The organism is Plesiomonas sp. ZOR0011 (assembly GCF_000800945.1).
Taxonomy (GTDB): Bacteria; Pseudomonadota; Gammaproteobacteria; order Enterobacterales; family CAMTGL01; genus Plesiomonas; species Plesiomonas shigelloides.
On the sequence record NZ_JRKB01000067.1, the window covers coordinates 39,564 to 61,061 of the forward strand.

Annotated in this window: 15 protein-coding genes; 9 read left to right on the forward strand and 6 right to left on the reverse strand. The window is 54.7% G+C overall.

All coding sequences use genetic code 11. The features are described 5' to 3' along the window. Nucleotides 1-210: 210 nt before the first annotated feature. The 3 genes from upp (at nucleotide 211) to hda (ending at nucleotide 3,418) form a co-directional block, all read left to right on the forward strand. Nucleotides 211-837, forward strand: coding sequence for a uracil phosphoribosyltransferase (upp, locus tag L975_RS12055; RefSeq protein WP_039044642.1), 627 nt, complete (start codon nucleotides 211-213; stop codon nucleotides 835-837). A 315-nt stretch (nucleotides 838-1,152) separates the two neighbouring features. Next, complete coding sequence (locus tag L975_RS12060) at nucleotides 1,153-2,634, forward strand: DUF2066 domain-containing protein (protein ID WP_047708849.1); 1,482 nt, start codon at nucleotides 1,153-1,155, stop codon at nucleotides 2,632-2,634. Between the two features lie 82 nt (nucleotides 2,635-2,716). After that, a complete protein-coding gene (gene hda / locus L975_RS12065; protein WP_215791181.1) occupies nucleotides 2,717-3,418 on the forward strand; it encodes a DnaA inactivator Hda in 702 nt (233 codons plus the stop codon). Between the two features lie 147 nt (nucleotides 3,419-3,565). Here the strand turns inward: hda and L975_RS12070 are convergent, their stop codons facing one another. Genes L975_RS12070 through L975_RS12085 form a run of 4 tightly spaced genes read right to left on the reverse strand, consistent with a single transcriptional unit; the run spans nucleotide 3,566 to nucleotide 6,548 of the window. Then, nucleotides 3,566-3,994, reverse strand: coding sequence for a DUF2069 domain-containing protein (locus tag L975_RS12070; protein ID WP_230400810.1), 429 nt, complete (start codon nucleotides 3,992-3,994; stop codon nucleotides 3,566-3,568). A 52-nt stretch (nucleotides 3,995-4,046) separates the two neighbouring features. Next, nucleotides 4,047-4,640, reverse strand: coding sequence for an NAD(P)H:quinone oxidoreductase (wrbA, locus tag L975_RS12075; RefSeq protein ID WP_047708851.1), 594 nt, complete (start codon nucleotides 4,638-4,640; stop codon nucleotides 4,047-4,049). Next, on the reverse strand, nucleotides 4,640-4,987 hold the full coding sequence (gene arsC / locus L975_RS12080; protein ID WP_039044639.1) for an arsenate reductase (glutaredoxin): 348 nt from the start codon (nucleotides 4,985-4,987) through the stop codon (nucleotides 4,640-4,642). Before arsC ends, wrbA begins: the two co-directional genes overlap by 1 nt. 55 nt (nucleotides 4,988-5,042) lie before the next feature. Then, nucleotides 5,043-6,548 (reverse strand): M48 family metallopeptidase, encoded by a 1,506-nt coding sequence (locus L975_RS12085; RefSeq protein WP_052181449.1) that lies wholly within the window; start codon nucleotides 6,546-6,548, stop codon nucleotides 5,043-5,045. A gap of 131 nt (nucleotides 6,549-6,679) precedes the next feature. Here L975_RS12085 and L975_RS12090 point away from each other — a divergent pair, with 131 nt between their 5' ends. Together L975_RS12090 and L975_RS12095 are read left to right on the forward strand one after the other, a co-directional pair. Continuing rightward, nucleotides 6,680-6,934, forward strand: a complete 255-nt coding sequence (locus L975_RS12090; RefSeq protein WP_010862356.1) for a sulfurtransferase TusA family protein — start codon at nucleotides 6,680-6,682, stop codon at nucleotides 6,932-6,934. Further along, complete coding sequence (locus L975_RS12095; RefSeq protein ID WP_010862355.1) at nucleotides 6,934-8,004, forward strand: AI-2E family transporter; 1,071 nt, start codon at nucleotides 6,934-6,936, stop codon at nucleotides 8,002-8,004. Before L975_RS12090 ends, L975_RS12095 begins: the two co-directional genes overlap by 1 nt. Before the next feature lie 120 nt (nucleotides 8,005-8,124). On the opposite strand, the gene bcp is transcribed toward L975_RS12095, so the two are convergent. Further along, on the reverse strand, nucleotides 8,125-8,592 hold the full coding sequence (gene bcp / locus L975_RS12100; RefSeq protein ID WP_010862354.1) for a thioredoxin-dependent thiol peroxidase: 468 nt from the start codon (nucleotides 8,590-8,592) through the stop codon (nucleotides 8,125-8,127). A gap of 54 nt (nucleotides 8,593-8,646) precedes the next feature. After that, nucleotides 8,647-9,207 carry a glycine cleavage system transcriptional repressor gene (locus L975_RS12105; RefSeq protein WP_010862353.1) on the reverse strand — a complete coding sequence of 187 codons (561 nt, stop codon included), beginning with the start codon at nucleotides 9,205-9,207 and terminating at the stop codon, nucleotides 8,647-8,649. Nucleotides 9,208-9,359: 152 nt separating this feature from the next. Here L975_RS12105 and dapA point away from each other — a divergent pair, with 152 nt between their 5' ends. The 4 genes from dapA to L975_RS12125 all read left to right on the forward strand — a co-directional run bounded on the left by dapA (nucleotide 9,360) and on the right by L975_RS12125 (nucleotide 21,373). Then, a complete protein-coding gene (gene dapA, locus L975_RS12110) occupies nucleotides 9,360-10,238 on the forward strand; it encodes a 4-hydroxy-tetrahydrodipicolinate synthase (RefSeq protein ID WP_047708854.1) in 879 nt (292 codons plus the stop codon). 15 nt (nucleotides 10,239-10,253) lie between these two features. Further along, the gene (gene bamC / locus L975_RS12115) at nucleotides 10,254-11,333 is read left to right on the forward strand and encodes an outer membrane protein assembly factor BamC (protein WP_010862351.1); all 1,080 of its coding nucleotides are present in this window, start codon (nucleotides 10,254-10,256) and stop codon (nucleotides 11,331-11,333) included. A gap of 63 nt (nucleotides 11,334-11,396) precedes the next feature. Continuing rightward, a complete protein-coding gene (purC, locus tag L975_RS12120) occupies nucleotides 11,397-12,110 on the forward strand; it encodes a phosphoribosylaminoimidazolesuccinocarboxamide synthase (RefSeq protein WP_010862350.1) in 714 nt (237 codons plus the stop codon). A gap of 542 nt (nucleotides 12,111-12,652) precedes the next feature. Continuing rightward, nucleotides 12,653-21,373: a glycoside hydrolase family 94 protein gene (locus L975_RS12125; RefSeq protein ID WP_218185598.1), complete on the forward strand. Its 8,721-nt coding sequence runs from the start codon at nucleotides 12,653-12,655 to the stop codon at nucleotides 21,371-21,373. The last annotated feature ends 125 nt before the right edge of the window (nucleotides 21,374-21,498 follow it).

Consider the following 21,498-nt stretch of genomic DNA (forward strand, 5'->3'; position numbering starts at 1 on the left):
GCGGTTTAGTCCAGGGTTTAAACTCGGCGGCGTCATTCTAGCAGTGAAGGCAAACGTTTGCGAGGTGTTGCGCGTAGCGGGTGAAAAAAGGGTAGGAGTAAAGCGCAATCGATTAACTTGTGAGCAAACGCACGCGAAGGCCTACCGGAATGGGTGAGTTCCAGTATATAATCTGTCGATTTTATTTCGGGCTGGTGTAGGAGAAGGTTTATGAAGGTTGTTGAGGTCAAACATCCTCTGGTGAAGCACAAACTGGGTCTGATGCGTGAGGCTGATATCAGCACCAAGCGTTTCCGTGAACTGGCATCCGAAGTGGGCAGTTTGCTGACCTACGAAGCTACCGCAGATCTGGAAACCGAGAAGGTTACCATTGATGGCTGGTGCGGTAAAGTCGAAGTTGAGCAAATTAAGGGTAAAAAAATTACCGTAGTACCGATCCTGCGTGCCGGTCTGGGCATGATGGACGGTGTGCTGGAGCACGTGCCAAGCGCGCGCATCAGCGTTGTGGGTGTGTACCGTGATGAAGAGACTCTGGAGCCGGTACCTTACTTCCAGAAGCTGGTCTCTAACATCGAAGAGCGTATGGCGCTGGTGGTTGACCCAATGCTGGCTACCGGTGGCTCGATGATTGCGACTATCGACCTGCTGAAAAAAGCCGGTTGCAGCAGCATTAAAGTGCTGGTGCTGGTGGCGGCGCCAGAAGGGATCGCGGCGCTGGAAAAAGCGCATCCGGATATCGAGCTGTATTGCGCGTCCGTGGATAAGTGCCTGAACGAAAAAGGCTACATTATTCCGGGTCTGGGTGATGCGGGCGATAAGATCTTCGGTACTAAATAATCGGTACTCAATCATCAGTGCTAACATAAGTTAAACCAGCACTGACGCAGCGATTTTGTTAATAGAACATCACATTGCAGGTTGTTGTTACGTGCTACTGGCCATGTAGTAGAGGCCATGTGGTAGACAGGAGCAGCTCCGGTGTGATTTCTATGACAGATTTTTGCGAGCAGCTTCAGACGCCGCCTTTGTGCGGCGTTTTATTTTTTGCGGTTACGGCACTTTTGCGGCAATGTACCGGTCAAAAGCGGCAGTTATACGGGCATTGATACCCGTTGTTAGACCCGAAATCGAGAATTCCAAGGGGAACAAGGTATGCGGATTAAACCCATCGTGGCATGGACTTTCCTGCTACTGGCGGGCGGCGTGCAAGCGGCAGAGGTGAATGATTTTTATCTGGTGCGCTTGCCGGTAAGTGGCGCCCAACTGACCGATGCTCAGCGTAGCGAAGCGCTGGATGATATGTTGATCCGCTACAGTGGTCTGCGTGAATTACCGGCCTCTCCGGCGCTACAAAGCGCTCAGCAACAAGCTGGTCGTTATATTGCCCAAACGCAAACGCGCAATGAAAACGGCGAAAAAACCGCCGATGTCAGTTTTGATCCGGCCGCCGTGCAGCATTTGGCGCAAACCTTAGGCTTACCGGTGTGGAACCATGATCGTCCGGCCATCATGCTGTGGTTGGTGGATAACCGCGGTAACAACAGCGCAGGCGATCGGCGCATCATGCTCGATCAAGAGTATTCCGCTGCACGTGAACAACTGCGTCAAGTCGCCATGGAGCGCGGGATCCCACTGCTGCTGCCTTTAGGCGATCTGGAAGATAACATGGCGGTGTCGGCTAGCGATGTGTACGGCAACTTTATTAACCCAATTGCTGCCGCCAGTTTGCGTTACCAGCCGGATGCGGTACTGGTGGCGTCACTGAACAATGATAGCCTGACCTGGCATCTGTATGATGCTGCGCCAGATAAGCTGCAAACTTCACTGCCACAATCGCAAGAATATACCTTACCGGGCGCGCCAGATCAGACCGTTGGCGAGATGCTAGAGCAGGTCGCCGATTACTACGCGAAAAAAGCGCGCGATGCGGCTACACCGGCTACTGCCGTGGCGGGTGCTGTTTCGGCGAGCATAGCTCCTGCTAGCACTGCTGCGGTCGGTGCGATTAACGCTGGCTCAGAGCCTGTGGCTAACTCTGCACCGGCTGTCGATTCTGCGGTGCAGGGTGCGGAGCCAACAACCGCGGTGCCCATTACCGGCCCACAAGAGACATCTGTGGCTGGCGGATCGGCACCCGCGAATGTACCGGCGACAGCGGCAACCAGTGCCACAGCTAATAGCGTGGCGGGTAGTGCATCGGCCGATGGTGTTTTACCTACCGCGCAGCTGGTGCAGCAAGATATGCAGGTGCAATCGGCGCTGCCGGATGCCAGCAGTGTGAGCGGCTATGCCGGCACGGTGATGCGTAGCGGTACCACGCCGCCGCCGGCCTCCGCGATTTCACCGCAAATGAGTTACCCCTCTACGCCGCTGGCTGATAATCAATACGCCTTGGTTGTGGCCGGAATAACCTCGCCTGATCAGCTAACGCAGCTCAGTAAACGCCTGAAAGCGCTGACGGCGGCGACGGATGTACAGATGATTGGTCTGGCCGGTAGCGAAGTGGAATATCACATGGTGATGAAAGGAACGCGCGCGGATTTGGAAAAAGAGTTAGCGGCGGCCGGTTCGCTGAAAATGGATGCGGGCAATGCGGCGCAGGGAAAAGTGCTAAAATATCAATGGGGATCGTAACCGATCCCTAGGTGAGTTCTAACATGGCCCTGAACATGATAGACTTAGCGGCAGTTATATTAATGAGTGGACTTGAGTGGATCTGAATACACCGGCTCAGCTGTCGCTACCGATCAACCTTCCTGACGATGAAACCTTTTCCAGTTTTTATCCGGGTAAAAACCAGCAATTGCTGGAGGCGATCCAATCCCTGATTCAGGGCGATAGTGGCGGATATCTCTACTTCTGGGCGCGTAAAGGCGCGGGACGTAGTCACCTGCTACACGCTGCATGTGCCGAACTGTCTGCTCATAATCTGGCGGTAGGTTATGTACCGCTGGATAAACGCGAGTATTTTGGCCCCGATGTGCTAGAAGGCATGGAGCATCTGGCACTGGTTTGCATCGATAATATCGAGCTGATCGCGGGCGATCCCGAGTGGGAACTGGCGATTTTTGACCTGTATAACAGGATCCGTGAGCAGGGGCGTACGCGTTTGCTGATCGCGGGCGATCAGGCGCCGCGTCAACTCAACCTGACCTTACCGGATCTGGCATCGCGTCTGGATTGGGGGCAGATCTACAAGCTCTATCCGCTGGCGGATGAAGATAAGCTGCAGGCGCTGCAAGCGCGGGCGCGTTTGCGTGGCTTTGAGATGCCAGAAGATGTTGGCCGCTTTCTGCTCAAGCGTTTGAGCCGCGATATGCGGACCTTGTTTGATACCTTAGATAAACTTGATCACGCCTCGATAGCGGCGCAGCGTAAGCTGACCATCCCGTTTGTGAAAGAAATCCTCTCGCTCTGAGTTGGGTTTTCTCGCGTTGGATTTTTTCGTGTTTTCTCGCTTTTTATCTACTTGCCTGCCTATCTATTTATCTTGTTATCTTTCTTCAATAGCCTATCAAGGCTAATTGCGCGCGGTACCTGAGTCGCGTGTAGCCGTCTTGGGGTTTTATTCCGCTTTCAGTTTGCGCAGTTTCAGCCCTAATTCTTGGCCACGTTTACGTGCGTACAGCAGATTTAAGGTAAAGCTGCCGCTTGTTAGGATCAGCTCGACAATGCCCAGCCAGCGCTCACCCTCATCAATAGTGATGATCGTTAAGGCATGTAAAAAATAAAGCATCAGGACGAAATTAGCCCACGCATGGGTATACGGCCGCCCTTGAAACAGTCCACGTAAAGGGAACAGTAACGGCGCACACCAGCCTAGCGTGACGGCCCATGCTGGTAGGTGCGGATGCGGTGAAAGCCATAAATGCCAAACCACCTGCCATAACAGTAACCCGAGCCAAAATAGGCGAGTACCTTGCCACAAGGTATGGGTATAAGTGCCAAGCGGTGGATAGCTTGCGGGAGGGGTTATCGGGGTCTGTGCCATCATCAACATCCTGTTAATTGTCTGTCCATTTGCTAAAGCACGCTTTGTGGCAGTATCAGCGTGCTGGCGGGGCATTGTCACGCAGTTTTTTGCATACCTGCGCCAGTCGCTGCCCTTGAATGCGTGCCAGTTGCTGCTCATGAGGGCTCAGACCTGGTTGATGTCCGGTATGCCCTGCACCATAAGGCGCGCCGCCTTGCTGGGTTTGATGCAGCGTCGGTTCGCTGTAAGGCAGGCCGAGCACCAGCATACCGTGGTGCAGCAGCGGTAACATCAACCCTAGTAAAGTGGCCTCTTGTCCGCCGTGTTGGCTGGATGAGGAGGTAAACACACAGGCCGGTTTGTCGATCAGGCTGCCTTTGAGCCAGTCGGCACTGGTGCTATCCCAAAAGTGCTTCATGGGCGCGGCCATTTGGCCAAAATAGCTGGGGCTGCCTAAGGCGAGCCCCATGCAGTGTTCGAGCTCATGCGCGCTAACGCGCGGATCGTCATCGGGATGTTCGGCGGCATGGGCGGTACTTTCTCCCCACTCGGGCACGGTGCGCAGCCAAACGGGCAGACCTTCGGCTTGGACGCCGCGCGCAATCTGCTGTGCCAGACGGCGCGTGGCCCCATGGCGTGAGTAATACAGTACCAATACCGCCGACATCAGAGGATATCCAGAACCTGTTGCGGCGGACGGCCGATACGCGCTTGGCCGTTATTGACCACAATTGGCCGCTCGATTAACCGTGGGTGAGTTAGCATGGCATCCAGCAATTGATCTTCGCTCAGCGCCGGATTATCTAAACCCAACTCGAGATATTCGCTCTCTTTGTGTCGCATCAAATCGCGTGCCGAGGCGAGGCCGAGCTGTTGGATCAGCGCTTGTAAGGTGGCTTTATCGGGTGGTGTTTGCAGGTACAGCACCACATCAGGTTGCAGGCCACGCTCTTCGAGCAGACTTAAGGTTTCTCGGCTTTTGGAGCAACGTGGGTTGTGATAAATGGTCAGCATGATTAGCGATGTTTCCTTTTTCGTTATTATGGCGAGCGCGATTTTTGTTGTTATCTTAGGATTTAAATTTACTGTAGCGATTTTGTAGCTGGCGCAGCTGATCGATGCGCGCATCATAGCGTGCTTGCTTGAGGCTATTGACCTTCACCAGCTGGCTGGCGTTAGTCAGCAAGGTGATTGCTTCGTCGAAATTGCCTTGCAGTGCGCTGTTTTCGGCGCGGGCGGCCAATTCGGCATCACGTTGGCCGAGCGCGGCATACACTTCGGCTGACAGTCCCCAACCATTGAGGTCATTTGGATTGGCGAAGGTATAGCGCTCCAAGCGCTTGATTGCTTCTTGGGATTGACCGGCTTTGTAATAGGCGTTGGCCAAGTTGAGCTGTAAGACGCGGCTATCGGGCTGGCTTTGCAGCGCCTGTTGCAAGCGGCGTACTGCATCGGCACCACGATTCTGGCCGATATCAATGTCGGTCATCAGATCGATATACCACTGATTTTTCGGGCTCTGCGTCAGTAACGGTTGTAACTCGGTGCGTGCTTGCGCGTACTGGCGGTTTTGATAAGCCAGTAAGGCTTTACCGTACTGCGCCGCTTGTTTTTCTAACGCATTACCTTGCGCGCTCATCTGATTCAGTGTGGCGCTAGACAGCGTATTTTCACCGCTGCCGTACATTCCGAGTAAACGGATTTTGGCTAACTGGAACTCCAGCGAACCGCTTGGATGCCGTTGTGGCAGGCGATTAGCGCGAGTTTGCGCTTCGGCTAAACGGCTTTCTGGTAACGGGTGTGTCAGCAAAATTTCGGGTGGCTTAGAGGCGTAACGATACTGCGCGGCCAGCTTTTCCAAAAATGACGGTGAACCTTGCGGATCGAAGCCCGCACGCGACAATAAGGTAATCCCGATCCGATCCGCTTCTTGCTCGTTGCTTTGGGTAAACGAAATCATATTTTGCTGCGTACCGGCCAAGGTACTGCTGAGCGCCGCCATCCCCATTTGTGGGTTTGCCATGGTCAGCAATATCGAGCCGATGGTTGCCGCCCAAGTGAGCGGGGCAGAGCGCTGTTGCTCTTCCATCGCGCGCGCCAGATGGCGCTGGGTAACGTGTGAGATTTCGTGTGCAATGACCGAGGCCAGCTCACTTTCGTTATCGGCGGTCAGGATCAAGCCGGAGTGCAGCACGACGTTGCCGCCAAAAAAGGCGAAGGCGTTGAGATTATTGTTGCGGATCAGCAGGAAATTGAACGGTGTTTGTACCGAATCGGCATGCCGTACCAGACGTTGGCCTAGACCGGTGATATAGGCATCGAGCAGCGGATCGGAGATCAACGGCGCTTTACCGCGCATTTGGCGCAGGTAAAAATCCCCCAACTCTTTTTCCTGATTAATACTGAGTACGCTGCCGCCAGCAGTGCCGATATCCGGCAAATCGCGGTCGAGCGCAGCATCCGGACTGCTTTCCGGCAAACGTAAATCCAGCGCCGCTTGAACGGGCAGGCTGCTGGTAAGCAAAATGCCGGTCAGCAAGCCGGCAATCGCAGAGTGCGAAAATCGATATGCCATGGATCTCTGTATTATCCTTAATCTAACGACGCCGTAAGTAAACTTCGACCCTGCTTTGCCGGAGAAGTTCTTCTGCCCGCAGGGACACTCCTTTACAATAGACAGACATCTTACACCGGTGCCAAGATGTTATGGAAATGATTCAAATTGATTTGAGTGCGTTACGCTGTCCGCAACTGTTATTGCAGGCGAAAAAAACGTTACGCATGTATCCTGATGCCGCAATGGTGGTTTTTTATCTTTCCGGTTCGGCGGAGCTGCGTGATTTGCTCCGTCTGGCACTGGCGCAGGGATGGTGTGTATCCCATGAGCATGAACAGGCGTTATCACGCTGGCGGGTGCAATTGAACCGTCGGCCTTCTGATAGCCAAGGAGTTGTAAGTTAATGTTGGCGATGTTGTTGCGCTGGTACCGCCAGCGCTTTTCCGATCCGCAGGCGGTCAGTCTGGCATTGCTGCTGTTGATTGGTGCCGGAACCCTTTATTTTTTCAGTAGTTTGATCACTCCGCTGCTGGCTGCGATTGTGCTGGCGTATCTGTTGGAGTGGCCGGTCGGCCGTCTGACCCATTACGGGATGCCGCGTACGCTGAGTGTGGTGCTGGTGATGTCGGCGTTTGTTGGTTTGATGCTGCTGTCGGTGCTGGTGTTGGTGCCAAGCCTTTGGCAGCAGTGTGCTAATTTGGCACGTGATATCCCGACCATGCTCAATCAATTCCACAATTTTGTCGCGTCCTTGCCAGAGCATTACCCGGATTATATCGATTACAGCATGCTCGATACCTTAACCTCGAGTTTGCGCGATAAGTTTCTGGCCATGGGCGAATCGGTGCTCAAGTTATCCTTGGCGTCACTGGTGAGCTTGGTGGCGCTGGCGGTGTATCTGGTGCTGGTGCCGCTGATGGTGTTTTTCCTGCTCAAGGATAAACAGCAGATGTTTCGCGCCGTATCGCGGGTGCTGCCGAAAAATCGCCATCTGGTTGGTAAAGTGTGGCTGGAGATGAACCAGCAAATCACCAACTACATTCGCGGTAAGGTGATTGAAATTTTGGTGGTTGGGGTGACCTCGTACCTGACGTTTATCGCCTTTGGCCTGAACTATCCGCTGTTGTTGGCGGTATTAGTGGGGCTGTCGGTGTTGATCCCGTATATCGGGGCGGCGTTGGTGACCATTCCGGTCGCGCTGGTGGCGCTGTTTCAGTGGGGCATTTCGCCGGAATTCTGGTATCTGCTCACTGCCTACCTGATTATTCAGGCGCTGGATGGTAACTTGCTGGTGCCGGTATTGTTCTCGGAAGCGGTGAATTTGCATCCGTTGGTGATTATTGTGTCGGTGCTGGTTTTTGGTGGGCTGTGGGGATTCTGGGGCGTCTTTTTTGCCATCCCTCTGGCGACCTTAGTCAAGGCGGTGATCAATGTCTGGCCAGCGCCGGAAGAGCCACCGATGGAAACGGCGTGAATCATTTGCTGTTTTTATGGCGATACCAAAAGCAAAAATCGAAGAGTAAATAAAAAGGACGGGGTAACCCGTCCTTTTTGCTGTCTGGTGTTTGCTGGCGTGTACAGCCAAGCGCGGCGCTTACAGGCTACGCAGGTAGTTGAGCACTACTTCGTGGTGGTCTTTGGTCTTAAAGCTATCAAAGACGTGCTGCACGGTGCCTTGCTCATCAATCAGGAAGCTGATGCGATGGATGCCATCGTACACTTTGCCCATGAATTTCTTCTCACCCCAGACGCCGAACTGTTCGGCCACCTGATGGTTTTCGTCAGACAGCAGGGTGAAGTTAAGCATCTCTTTTTCGGCAAAGCGCGACAGTTTTTCAGGCTTATCGGTGCTGATCCCCAGAACATCGACGCCAAACTGTTTCAGATCAGGCTGGCTATCCCGTAAGCCACAGGCCTGTACGGTACAACCCGGCGTCATGGCTTTCGGGTAAAAATAGACCAGCACTTTGCTGCCCAGATAGTCGCTCAGACTGATCTCTTCGCCGTCTTGATCGAGCAGCGTAAATTGCGGAGCTTTGTCTCCGGCCTTTAGCGTTTGCATAAGCGGTAAGTCCTTGCGTGTTCAGATTCTGGTCATTGTTATGGCAGTATCCGGTTACGGCTGCTCAGGCTGGCTGTGAACCGCAACATTGATATTGCCCTGTGCGCCCAATTTCTGACACAAAGCGTGGAAATCATCAATCACTGAATGTTGTTCTAGCGCACAGTTTTGGCAGTGGGCCGCAATCTGAATGCTGAGCAAAGGAACTTGTCCGGGCCGTGCTAAGGTCTTCGAGGCCAGCTCGGCAATATCCAAATTGCGCGAGGCAAAAAAGTCGGTAAATTTTTCGATGATGTGCGGGGAGTCATCCACATCCACCTGCACCCAAACCATCGCCGGGTACGGCGCTTTGGGCTCGCATACCGTGCGCTTCATGACGATCATCAGGTTTAATTCGGCGGCGGTGACTGGCAGAGTGGACTCGATGCGGGCGATGGCATTCCAACTGCCGGACAGCAACATGATGAAGGTGAACTCGCCCCCGAGCAGGGCTAAACGGCTGTCTTCGATGTTGCAATCGCAACTGCTGACGTGACGGGTGATGGTGTTAACGATCCCCGGACGGTTTGTTCCGACCGCGGTCAGAACCAGATAATGAGCTTGCGGCTGTTGCACCCTGATATCTCCGAAAGCATGGATGCTTGCATGGTAGCACAAAATATTTTGTTTCCGGTGAGCAAAACTGAGCCGTATCTGCATTGTGTAGCTTGCATTTATCGTCCGGTAAAAAGTACCATGATTAGTCAAAATTCAAGGGAGATAATCAGATGTTTTCAGGAAGCATTGTTGCGCTAGTTACGCCGATGGATCAGGCCGGAGAAGTTGATTATGCAAGCCTGAAAAAATTGGTGGAGTATCATGTAGCCGGTGGGACTGATGCCATCGTTGCCATGGGGACCACCGGTGAGTCGGCAACGCTCAGTGTGGAAGAACACATCAAGGTTGTCCTGAAAACCCTTGAGTTCGCAGATGGCCGCATCCCTGTGATTGCCGGTACCGGTGCCAATGCCACTGCTGAGGCGATCACGTTGACCAAAATGTTCAACGATACCGGCGTGGTGGGTTGCCTGAGCGTAACGCCTTATTACAATAAGCCGACCCAAGAAGGCTTGTTCCGTCACTATTCGGCGATTGCCGCGCATACCGATTTACCGCAAATTCTTTATAATGTGCCGGGCCGTACGGGGTGCGATCTGCTGCCGGAAACGGTGGGCCGTTTGGCGCAAGTGCCTAATATTGTGGCGCTGAAAGAAGCCACCGGCGATATTAGCCGAGTACAAAAAATTCATGCGTTAACAGGGCCAGACTTTACCCTGTTAAGCGGCGATGATGCGTCTGCGCTGGACTTTATGCAGCAAGGCGGACGCGGAGTGATTTCGGTCACCGCAAACGTAGCAGCTGAAGCGATGAGCCGGATGTGCCGTTTGGCACTGGCTGGTGAGTGGCAAGCTGCAGAAGAAATTAACGCAACACTGATGCCGCTGCATGTGGATTTATTTGCCGAATCAAACCCGATTCCGGTGAAGTGGGCGTGTCATCGTCTGGGGCTTATCAGCCACGACATGCTGCGTCTACCTTTGTTACCGCTGAGCGAGACGGCTAAACCCCGTGTCGAGAAAGCGTTGCTTGCAGCTGGTTTGCTCTAATTGTTGGGAGTAGGAATGTCTCACTCGTTGAAAGGCACTGCGGTGCTGAAAAACACGCTGTCCGTAAAGAGCGTGTTAGGGTTATCGCTGGTGATGGCGCTGACGGCCTGTTCATCTGATGGCGGTCGCTTCAAGCGCGAAGTCAACGGTAACGACAGTTACCTGAATACTCCGGCGCAAACGGCCATGGTATGGCCGGCCGGCGTCAGTGCGCCGCTGGCGTCCAATGATTATGCGATCCCATCTGCTGGACAAGGCCCTGTGGGCAAGCAGGTGGATGTGCGTCCTCCGCAGCAGGTGATGCCGCTGTTAAACGGCTCCCGCACGCAATCGGAAGGCAATCTGTCACAAGTGATCATGGAAGGGCGCTTATATCCAGCGCAAACCCTGTGGGGCAATCTGTTAAGTGCTCTGCAGCAAGAAAAAGTGACCATCGCCAGCCAATCAGCCGCTGATATGACGCTGACCACCGATTGGGTGAATTGGACCCAAAGCGATGAAGTGCAGAACATGCGTGCCCGTTATCAGCTGCAGGTTCAAAGCCAAGGTTACAACACTGTGCTGCAAAGCCGCCTGACTGAGCTGCAAGACAGCCAAGGCCAGAGCGTCACCGAAAGCACCGAGATCCAGCGTTATAACGCGATGTTGCTCAACAACCTGATGAGCACCATGGACGCGCAAAGCCGTGCTCAAGAAGCGGCTCGTTTGGCGCAGCAAGGCGCGGTACTGAACGTTCAGGCCGGTCAGGATAATACCGGTTTACCGGTGTATATCGTGCGTGCCGGTTATGATGTGGTGTGGGCGCGTTTGCCAGCCACGCTGAGCAAGCTGGGCTTTACGGTTGAAGAGCGTAATCGTCCACAAGGTCAAATGACCTTGAGCTACAAGAATATCGGAGACAGCGGCTGGAGTGCGCTGTCGGCCAAAGATCCACAACTGTCGCGCAGTGAATACAAGCTGCAAGTCGGGGATCTGGGGAACCGTACCAGTTTGGCGCTGACGGATGCAGACGGTAAGCCGTTGTCCGACAGCAGCTTCGAAGCCTTGCTGCCAGCGGTGCAGGCGGTATTCGACAGCCAAGCTGTAAACCAGTAATGGATCAAAGGGGCCTTCGGCCCCTTTTCTTATTTATACACCCCTCAATCATGGAGTAGAAAAATGCAGAAGCGAGCTGAGCTGTATCGTGGTAAGGCTAAAACGGTGTACAGCACAGAGAATCCGGATTTTCTGGTGCTGGAGTTCCGTAATGATACCTCAGCCTTTGACGGTCAGCGGATTGAGCAGCTGGATCGCAAAGGGATGGTGAATAATAAATTTAACTATTTCATCATGACCAAACTGGCCGAAGCCGGTATTCCAACGCAGATGGAAGCCCTGCTGTCGGATACTGAGGCCTTGGTGAAAAAACTGGATATGGTACCGGTTGAGTGTGTGATCCGTAACCGTGCCGCCGGCTCTTTAGTGCGTCGTCTGGGTGTACAAGAAGGGATGGAGCTCAATCCGCCAACCTTCGAAATGTTCCTGAAAAACGATGCCCTGCATGATCCGATGGTCAACGAGTACCACTGCCGCTCTTTTGGCTGGGTGACCGATGAACAACTGGATCGGATGAAAGAGCTGAGCTTCAAGATCAATGCCGTACTGCAAGCGCTGTTTGCCGATGCTGGTCTGATTCTGGTGGATTACAAGCTGGAGTTCGGTCTGTTCCACGGTGAAATCGTGCTGGGTGATGAGTTCTCGCCGGATGGTTGCCGTCTGTGGGATAAAGATACGCTGAAGAAACTCGACAAAGACCGTTTCCGTCAAGGTCTGGGCGGGGTGATTGAAGCGTACGAAGAAGTGGCGCAGCGTCTGGGTATCGAACTGGCCTGATTTTCTTTGGTTTTTCCACGCAAACGTTTACGTCTAATCTATTCGTGTTAAGTCGGTCGAGGCCGTGTCCGTATCCGTGTAGGCGTGATGTAAACCGAGAGTGGAAAAACAATGCCTAAGCACGAATGCGTGTTATCCGGCAATAAGCAGGGAGCCGTCTGGCTCCCTGTTGTTTTTATGTGCTTGGCTGAAGTTTTAGCTAGGGTTTTAGCTAGGGTTGCTTACAGCTAAGTAAATCAGCGCTATATCTATCCGCAGGGCGGACTTTGCTCTGCTTTTCTTTTTTGCTTTGCTCTTATCCCTTATCCCTTATCCCTTATCCCTTATTCCTTGCCTCTTATCCCTTTGTTGTGGCTTTGCATGCCTTCGGCTTTCGTTCTGCCAATTTGTCATGAGGCTTAATACTCATGCGGTCATCGTATTAAGCATTTGTGTTCTATGCTTACCAATGACCTGTCGCGCCTATGCGCGTGCAGGCATAGTGCGCCTTACGGTTTCGGAGTTGTGCGGTCTCCGTCTGAACAGGGGAGATGACGGTGAGTATGAGCCTTTTTTCAGTGATACGGCGCAAACTGCGCTGGCAGCATCCGGAGGTGGCCGGTATACAGGCGGAAGCGCCATTACGGGCCGAATTATTTACGGCTGGCCAAATGGAGCGTCATGGCCGAGTACTGGCGCGCTCGCACAAGCTCAGCCGAGGCCGTTGCCCTGAGCGCTTATTGCCGCGTTTGGCAGAAAACGAGCAGATCCTGATCCGTTGCTGTCAGCTGCTGCAAGCATCTACCACGCAGCAAAAGCTCACTCCCGCAGGGGAATGGCTGCTGGATAACTATTATCTGATTGAAGAGCAAATTTACCTGATTCGGCAAAATTTGCCGAAAGAGTATGGTCGCGGTTTGCCGCGCCTGAATAACCCCGCGCAGCACGGTATTCCACGGGTTTATGATATTGCGCTGGAAGCCATCGCACACGGCGATGGTCATTGGGATGCGGACAGTTTCAGCCGTTTTGTTGGTGCTTATCAGCAGCAATCGGATCTGAATTTGGGCGAGTTATGGGCGTTGCCCATCATGCTGCGGCTGGCGTTGATTGAAAATTTGCGCCGGATAGCTCGCCATCTGACTGATGAATTACACACCACTGCGCTGGCGATGACATGGGCCGAGCGTCTGGTGCAGGTGAGTCGTCAGTCACCGGATGCGCTGATCCAAGCCTTGGCGGAGTTGGCGCAGACACCGGTGTGCTTGTCTGCCAGCTTTGTGGCTGAGCTGACGCGTCGCTTACAGGGCAAAGATCCAGGCTTGTCGGTGGTGACCGATTGGTTGGCGCTACGTTTGCGTGAACAAGGAATGACGCTCGACAGCGCGCTGCAGCAGCATGCGCAGTCGCAGGCGGTTAGTCAGTTGTCGGTCAGTAACAGCATCAACAGCTTACGTGCACTGGAGCAGATGAACTGGCCGGAGTTTGTCGAAACCATGAGTGTCAGCGAGCAGATTTTGCGCAGTGATCCGGCGGCGGTGTACGCGCGTATGGACTTTGCGACGCGCGATCGTTATCGCCACCAATTGGAGCGCTTGGCACGCCGTGCCCGTGTCAGTGAGCCGGTGGTGGCAAGGCGCTGCGTGGAGTTAGCCCAGCAAGCCGGAGAGCGTTATCACAGTCAGGACCGGCGTTTACATGTTGGTTATTACCTGATTGGTGACGGTCAGGCGCAGTTAACCAGTGAGCTGGGTATTCGCAGTTCATTGGCGCGACGCAGTCAGCAGTTTTTACACCGTCATGCACTGCCGGCTTATTTGCTGGCCGTTTCTGGATTTGCATTGTTGGCGGTGGGCGTATTGGTCTTCAGTATGTTGACGCCTCAGGCTAGCGATATGCCTGCGTTTTTCGCGGCGGTTGCCGGTAGCAGCCCCTTCGCTATGGTCAGCAGCGGGTTATTGCTGGTTTGCGCGTTTTTGGCATTCAGTCAGCTGGCGGTGCAGTGGGTCAATGAATTGCTAACGCGCACCGTGACGCCGTCTCATCTGCCGAAAATGGATTTTTCCCATGGTTTACCGCCGGAGTATCGTTCGTTGGTGGTGGTGCCGATGTTATTGCGCTCACCGTCGCAAATTGATGCGGCGGTGGCGGCACTGGAAGTGCGTTATTTGGCCAATCCCGATCCTTATTTGCACTTTGCGCTGCTGACCGATTTTACCGATGCGCCGCAGCCCACGTTGCCGGAAGATGAAGGGCTGCTGAACCATGTACGCCAACATATCCAAGCGCTGAATCAACGCATTAATGGCGACAGTCGCGGCAGTATCTTTTTCTTATTCCACCGCGAGCGGCGCTGGAATGAGCGCGAAGGCTGCTGGATGGGGTATGAGCGCAAACGCGGCAAGCTGGCGGCGCTGAATGCCTTTTTGCTCGGCCAAGATCCGGATGCCTTTGATGTGATTGCGGGTCGGCGCGCGGTACTGAGTAATATTCGCTACGTGATCACCTTGGATCTCGATACTCAGCTGCCGCCAGGCAGTGCCACCCAGTTGATCGGCACCTTGGCGCATCCACTGAATCAGGCGGTTTACGATCCGATTTGTCAGCGAGTGGTGGCCGGTTACGGCATTTTACAGCCGCGCATTGCCGAGCAAATCCCTGAGCAAGGGCTCAATGCTTATTTGCGCGTGTGCGCGACCGAGTGCGGTCTTGACCCTTATACCCGCACGGTATCGGATGTGTATCAGGATCTGTTTGGCGAAGGCTCGTTTATCGGCAAAGGCATTTATGATCTGGCGGTCTTCGAGCGGGTGCTACGCGGGCGCTGGCCGGAGAATCAGGTGCTCAGCCATGATTTGCTGGAAGGGTGCTATGCGCGCTCGGGCTTGGTCAGTGATGTTGCGCTCTTTGAACAATCGCCGGATAACTATTTAGCCGATGTGGCTCGCCGCCGGCGTTGGGTTCGTGGTGATTGGCAGTTATTACCTTGGCTGCGCCGACGTGTGCTGACATTAGGCGGTAGTTGGGAAGACAACACGTTATCGGCGTTATCGCGCTGGAAACTGTTGGATAACTTGCGCCGCAGCCTAACGCCGTTAGCCACGTTGATGTTGCTGGTGGGCGGGTTGTTGCTGATGACGCCAGTAAGCGTGCTGTGGATAATCGGGCTGCTTTGGCTATCACCGGCTCTGCTGGCACTGCTTTTAGATGTGGTGCTGGTGGCCAAAGAGGTCTCGTGGTGGCAGTACAGCCGTTTGAGCGTTGTTCAGGCGTTGCGCCGCATTCGTCAGCAAGGATTACAACTGCTGTTGCTGCCTTTTGAAGTGCTGTTTCATCTCAGCGCGGCGTGCACTGCATTATGGCGGATGTTTGCCAGTCACCGGCGCATGCTGGAGTGGACGACATCCGAGGCGCAGCAGCAACAGGCACCCCGCTTAGCGGCAGATTTTTATCGTCAGATGTGGCCGTCATGGTCGCTGGCATTGCTACTGGTGCCGTTAGTGGCATTCAGCATGCCGGCGAATCTTGGGTTAGCGTTGGCCATTGCCGCCGGTTGGTTACTGACGCCGTGGTTGATGGCAAGGCTAAGTCAGCCGGTGCAGATCACGCCGGCGAATTTATCCCACGAGCAGCAGCGCTATTTACGCCAGCTCAGCCGCGAGACCTGGGGCTTTTTTGAAACCTTTGTCAGTGCAGATGACCACTTTTTGCCGCCGGATAATTATCAGGAAGTGCCCGATCCGGTAGTGGCGCATCGCACATCACCGACCAATATTGGGTTGTCGTTACTGGCCAACCTGACGGCGTTTGATTTTGGGTATATCCCGCGGGGCGAACTGCTAGCGCGCACACGCCAGACGTTAGATACCCTCGAGCAATTAGGGCGTTATCGAGGCCATTTTTACAACTGGTATGACACCCAAACATTGCGCCCGCTCTATCCTCGCTATATCTCAACGGTCGACAGCGGCAATCTGGCCGGTCATTTGCTGATTTTGCGCCGTGGATTATTGGCACTATGCGAGGTGTCACCTAATTGGCTCAGTTGGCAGCAGGGATTGATGGATACTTTGCAGCTTCTGGTTCAGGCGTTGGGAGAGCGCGCCTCACCGGTGGCTGAGGCATTAACCGGTCGCTTGCAAGAGGTTCTGAGCGGTAATGATGCGGAGTTGGAGCAATCGCCGCTGGCCTACTTTACCCGCGTGCAGCAGCTGGCCGCTGAGCTCAATTTGTATATTCAAGATACCTACACCAGTACTGCGGCTCGGCGCTGGTCGCAGGCGTTAGTGCAACAAACTGGGTTGCTGGTGAGTGAGCTGGAAGGGGGCAGCGCGGTGCAGCAACAGCAGCAGGCGGATATCGTATTGCTTGCCCAGCACTTGGAAGCGTTAGCGGATATGGACTTTGAGTTTCTGTTCGATCCGGCGCGCCAGTTACTGCGTGTTGGCTATAACCTAGACTCACACCAGTTTGATCTTGGCCACTACGATTTGCTGCAATCAGAAGCGCGGCTGAGCTATTTTCTGGCGGTTGCGCGGCGGCAAATTCCTTTGAAGAGCTGGTTTAATTTGGGCCGTTTGCTGACAGTGTTAGACGGGCGCGCGGTGCTGGCATCATGGAGCGGCTCGATGTTTGAGTACCTGATGCCGCAATTGGTGATGCCGTCATACCAAGATACCCTCATCAGCACCACCTGCCACCATGCGGTGCTACACCAGATGCATTATGGCCGACAAACCGGTTTACCGTGGGGCGTTTCGGAGTCTGGCTATAACCGTACCGATGCGCAGTTTAACTATCAATATCGCGCGTTTGGCGTGCCAGGATTAGGGCTTAAGCGCGGCTTAGCGGAAGACCGCGTGGTGGCGCCGTACGCCACTATGATGGCATTGATGCTGGAGCCGCAAGCGGCGCTGCACAATTTGCAGCGCCTGCAAGGTATGGGCGCGCGCGGTGGTTTTGGTTTTTATGAGGCGCTGGATTTTACGCCGGCGCGCCTGAATCGGGGCGAGACTCACGCCCTGATCCGCTCTTATATGGCGCATCATCAAGGGATGGGATTCTTGGCGTTGTCCCATGCTTTATTGGGGCCGATTATGCCACAGCGCTTCAGTGCGGAGCCGTTGTTTAAAGCGACCCAATTGTTGCTGCAAGAGCGGATGCCGAAAGTCATTAGCGTCTACGTGCAGCGGCAGAAATTTGAACCGGTGTGGGAGGAGCGCCCTGCGCTGGGGGATGTCCGCCGCCAATTTGGCGTTGCCGATTTGGCGCAGCCGCAAATCCAGTTGCTGTCTAACTCCCGTTATCATGTGCTGCTTAGCCAAAGTGGCGCCGGCTACAGCCGTTGGCATCAGCTGGCGTTGACGCGCTGGCGCACCGATGCCACCACCGAGCGCTATGGGTTGTTCTGTTATCTGCGCGAGGTAAACAGCGCTCGTACGGATAGCGTGACATGCCAGCCATTTGGCCGACGACCGGAGCTGGCGGAAGCAGAATATCGGGTGATATTTTCTGAGTCGCGTGCTGAGTTTAGCCAGTGCTTGCCGCAGGCGTCGGTACAAACCGAAATCGTGGTCTCTCCAGAAGATGATGTGGAGCTGCGCCGAATTCGGCTGACCAATCACAGCTACCATCCACTGACACTGGAGCTTACCACTTATGCCGAAGTGGTGCTGGCACCGCTGATCACCGATGAGCTGCACCCCGCGTTCAGCAATCTTTTTATGCAGACGGAAATTGTGGCCGGGTTGCAGACCTTGCTGTGCCATCGCCGAGCACGCACGGCGCATGAGCGCAATCCGTGGTTGTTCCATCAGTTGAATGTGCAAGGCGCCGAGAGCGAAGCTATCAGCTATGAAACTGACCGCATGAAGTTCATTGGCCGTGGGCGTAGCGCGGCGAATCCGCAGGCGCTGGAGCAACCGTTAACTAACAGTCATGGCGCGGTGCTCGATCCGATAGTGGCGATCCGCCGCCGTATCACGTTGGCACCGCAATCCACCGCTACCGCAGATTTGCTACTGGGGGTCGCACCAGAGCGCGAAAGCTGTTTGCTGTTGGCGCATAAATACCGCGATCCGCATTTGGCCGATCGGGTCGAGCATTTAGCGTGGACTCACAGTCAGGTCTTTTTACATCAACTCAATATCAACGATCAGGATGCGGCGCTGTTTAACCAGCTGGCGGGGCGTATTTTGTACCCAGACGCCCGTCTGCGCGCTGAACCGGCCATTTTGCAGGCTAATAGGCGTGGGCAATCGGATCTGTGGCCACAGGCGATCTCTGGCGATCATCCAATCTTGCTGGTGCAGGTTCAAAGTGCCGATGGCGAGAGTTTGGTGCGCCAGTTGCTGCAAGCGCATGCCTATCTCAGGCATAAAGGTTTTATCTTCGATTTGGTGATCGCCAACCAAGAGCATTCAGGCTATCGCCAAGAGCTGCAAACTTCCCTCGGTGGACTGCTGAATGCGACCGGAGCCTCAGAGTATGTGGATCGCGCTGGCGGCGTCTATCTGCGTGCGATGCAAAATCTGACGGCGGAGGAGCAAACTTTGCTGCAGGCGGTGGCAGTGGTGATTTTGGATGAGCGCCACGGCTCATTAGCCGAGCAATTGGCAAGTGATACGCGAAGCTCAGCATCTATCTCTGGCATTGGAGCATCCGCTACGCTGGGCGCGGCCAGTGTGACGCCAGTCACTTCGGTGCCGATCACCTCGGTGGCGGCCTTGTCGATGACGAGACGCGCTAACCGCGTCGCGTCGCAGGAGGCGTCTTCAGAGCCTGATATCACCTATTCGCAGCAAGAGTTGCAGTTTTTTAACGGCTTAGGCGGTTTTAGCCGCGATGGGCGTGAGTACATTTTATTGCTAGATCGACAACGCAAAACTCCGGTGCCGTGGAGCAATATCTTGGCGAACCCTCATTTTGGCTCGGTGATCAGTGAAAGTGGGCAAGCGTACACCTGGTATCAAAATGCGCATGAATATCGCCTGACGCCGTGGCATAACGATCCGGTGACCGATCGGAGCGGGGAGGCGCTGTATATCCGTGATATGGAACGGGGGGATCTGTGGTCGCCGACGCCGCAACCGTGCGCGGGAGAGGGGGAATACCGCACGCGACATGGCTTTGGCTATAGCGTGTTCGAGCATCAACAAGGTGGCATTGAAAGCAGTCTGCGGGTGTTTGTCGATCGCGAACGGCCGGTGAAGTACTGGCAGCTGCGGCTGGTGAATCGCTCCGCGGCTCGTCGTCATCTGCAAATCACCGGCTATGCCGAATGGATTGCCGGTGATTTGAAACAGAAAACCGCCTTGCACGTGGTTAGCTGGCAAGATGCGGGCAGTCGTGCGTTGTTGGCGCGCAACACATACAACCATGCGGGCGATCCGCGAACACTCTTTTTTAATGTCAGCATGCATGAGCGTAGTGTCTGTAATGACCGCCAGCAGTTCTTAGGGCCGCTTGGTCAGGAAAGCGCGCCGCTTTGGCTGGCTGCTGAACAGGCACCTGAGCGACTGCCGGGCATCAATCCGGCCAGTTGCGATCCTTGTGCGGCGCTGCAGGTGAATGTCCATCTGCTCAGTGGGGAAGCGCGTGAGCTGGTGTTTGTGCTGGGCGCGGAAGAGGACGAAACCCGCGCACTGGCGTTATTGCAACAGTTGCATGGGCGCACTGATGACGGTGGGATGGTAGCGCAGGCCGATCGCGCTTTGGCGGCGGTGCATGCGTTTTGGCGTAACACATTGGGCGCAGTTCAGGTCAGCACCCCAGAGCCTGAGCTGGATGTACTGCTCAATGGCTGGCTGCTATACCAAACCTTAGCTTGTCGCGTGGAAGCGCGCAGTGGCTATTATCAGTCGGGCGGCGCCTTTGGTTTTCGCGATCAGCTGCAAGATTGCATGGCATTGGTGCATGCTGCGCCGAGCTTATTGCGCCAACACTTACTGACCGCAGCTTCACGGCAGTTTATCGAAGGTGATGTACAGCACTGGTGGCATCCTCCGCTCGGACAAGGCGTGCGTACCCGCTGCTCGGATGATTATCTGTGGTTGCCGTATGTGCTGTGTCATTACGTGAATAGCACCAGTGATTTGAGCATCTTGCGTGAGTCGGTTAGCTATCTGGCAGGGCGCGAGCTCAAAGAAGGGGAAGAGTCATACTACGATGCCATGCACGCCTCAGGACAGAGTGAAACCTTGTATCAGCATGCGGTGCGCGCCTTGATGCACGGGCTGCGCTTTGGTGAACATGGGTTACCGCTGATGGGCTCGGGAGACTGGAATGACGGCATGGATCAGGTTGGGAACCATGGGCGCGGGGAGAGTGTTTGGCTCGGTTTTTTCCTGTATGACGTACTGCTGCGTTTTGCCGAGTTGGCCGAGCGCTGCGGCGATACCGCCATCGCTGAGATGTGCCATCAATATGCCGAGCCGCTACAACAAAATCTGGAGCAACATGGCTGGGATGGTCAGTGGTATCGACGTGCCTATTTTGATAACGGCAGCATGCTGGGAGCGGCGATTAATAGTGAGTGCCGGATTGATGCCATCGCGCAAAGTTGGTCGGTTCTATCGGGGGCGGGAGCTTTGGAGCGCAGCCGCTTAGCCATGCATGCGTTAAACCGTCATCTGGTAAAACGGCCGGAAAACATTATTCAGCTACTCGATCCGCCCTTTGATCGCGCCGAGCCAAACCCCGGCTATATCCGTGGTTATGTGCCCGGCGTGCGGGAAAACGGTGGGCAGTACACCCATGCCGCAGTTTGGTCTGCCATGGCATTTGCCGCGTTGGGTGATAAAGAGCGGGCGTGGGAGCTTACGCGCATGCTCAATCCACTTAATCACGGCAAGAGCTTGGCGCAAGTGGCACAGTACAAAGTCGAGCCGTATGTGGCGGCGGCTGATATTTACGCAGTAGCGCCGCATACCGGCCGTGGTGGCTGGACGTGGTACACCGGCTCGGCCGGTTGGATGTATCGCCTCATGAGCGAGTCATTGCTGGGGATCAAACGCAGTGGCACGCGCTTACTGATTGAACCTTGCTTACCCGAAGAGTGGAATCGCTTTTCGATCCGCTATCGCTACCATAGCGCCGAATACCATATCGAGGTGGAGCAGGTCGATAATCACAGCGCAACGGGTATGACGGTCGATGGTATCGACAATCCCCAAGCGGGCATTCAATTGCAAGACGATGGTAAAACCCATCAAGTGCAGTTGCGGATCCGCCGCGAGAATGGCCAACCGGATAGTCATAAACGCGATGATCGCCAGCGAGCCTAAACGCTGTACTGACCTTCATGCATGATATTCGCCCCTGCGCACGGTTCTATGTGCGCAGGGGCGACAACCTGCCATTTGGCCGCTGATCTGTTAGCATGCCGCTATTGTGTGATAGCAGCAAAACA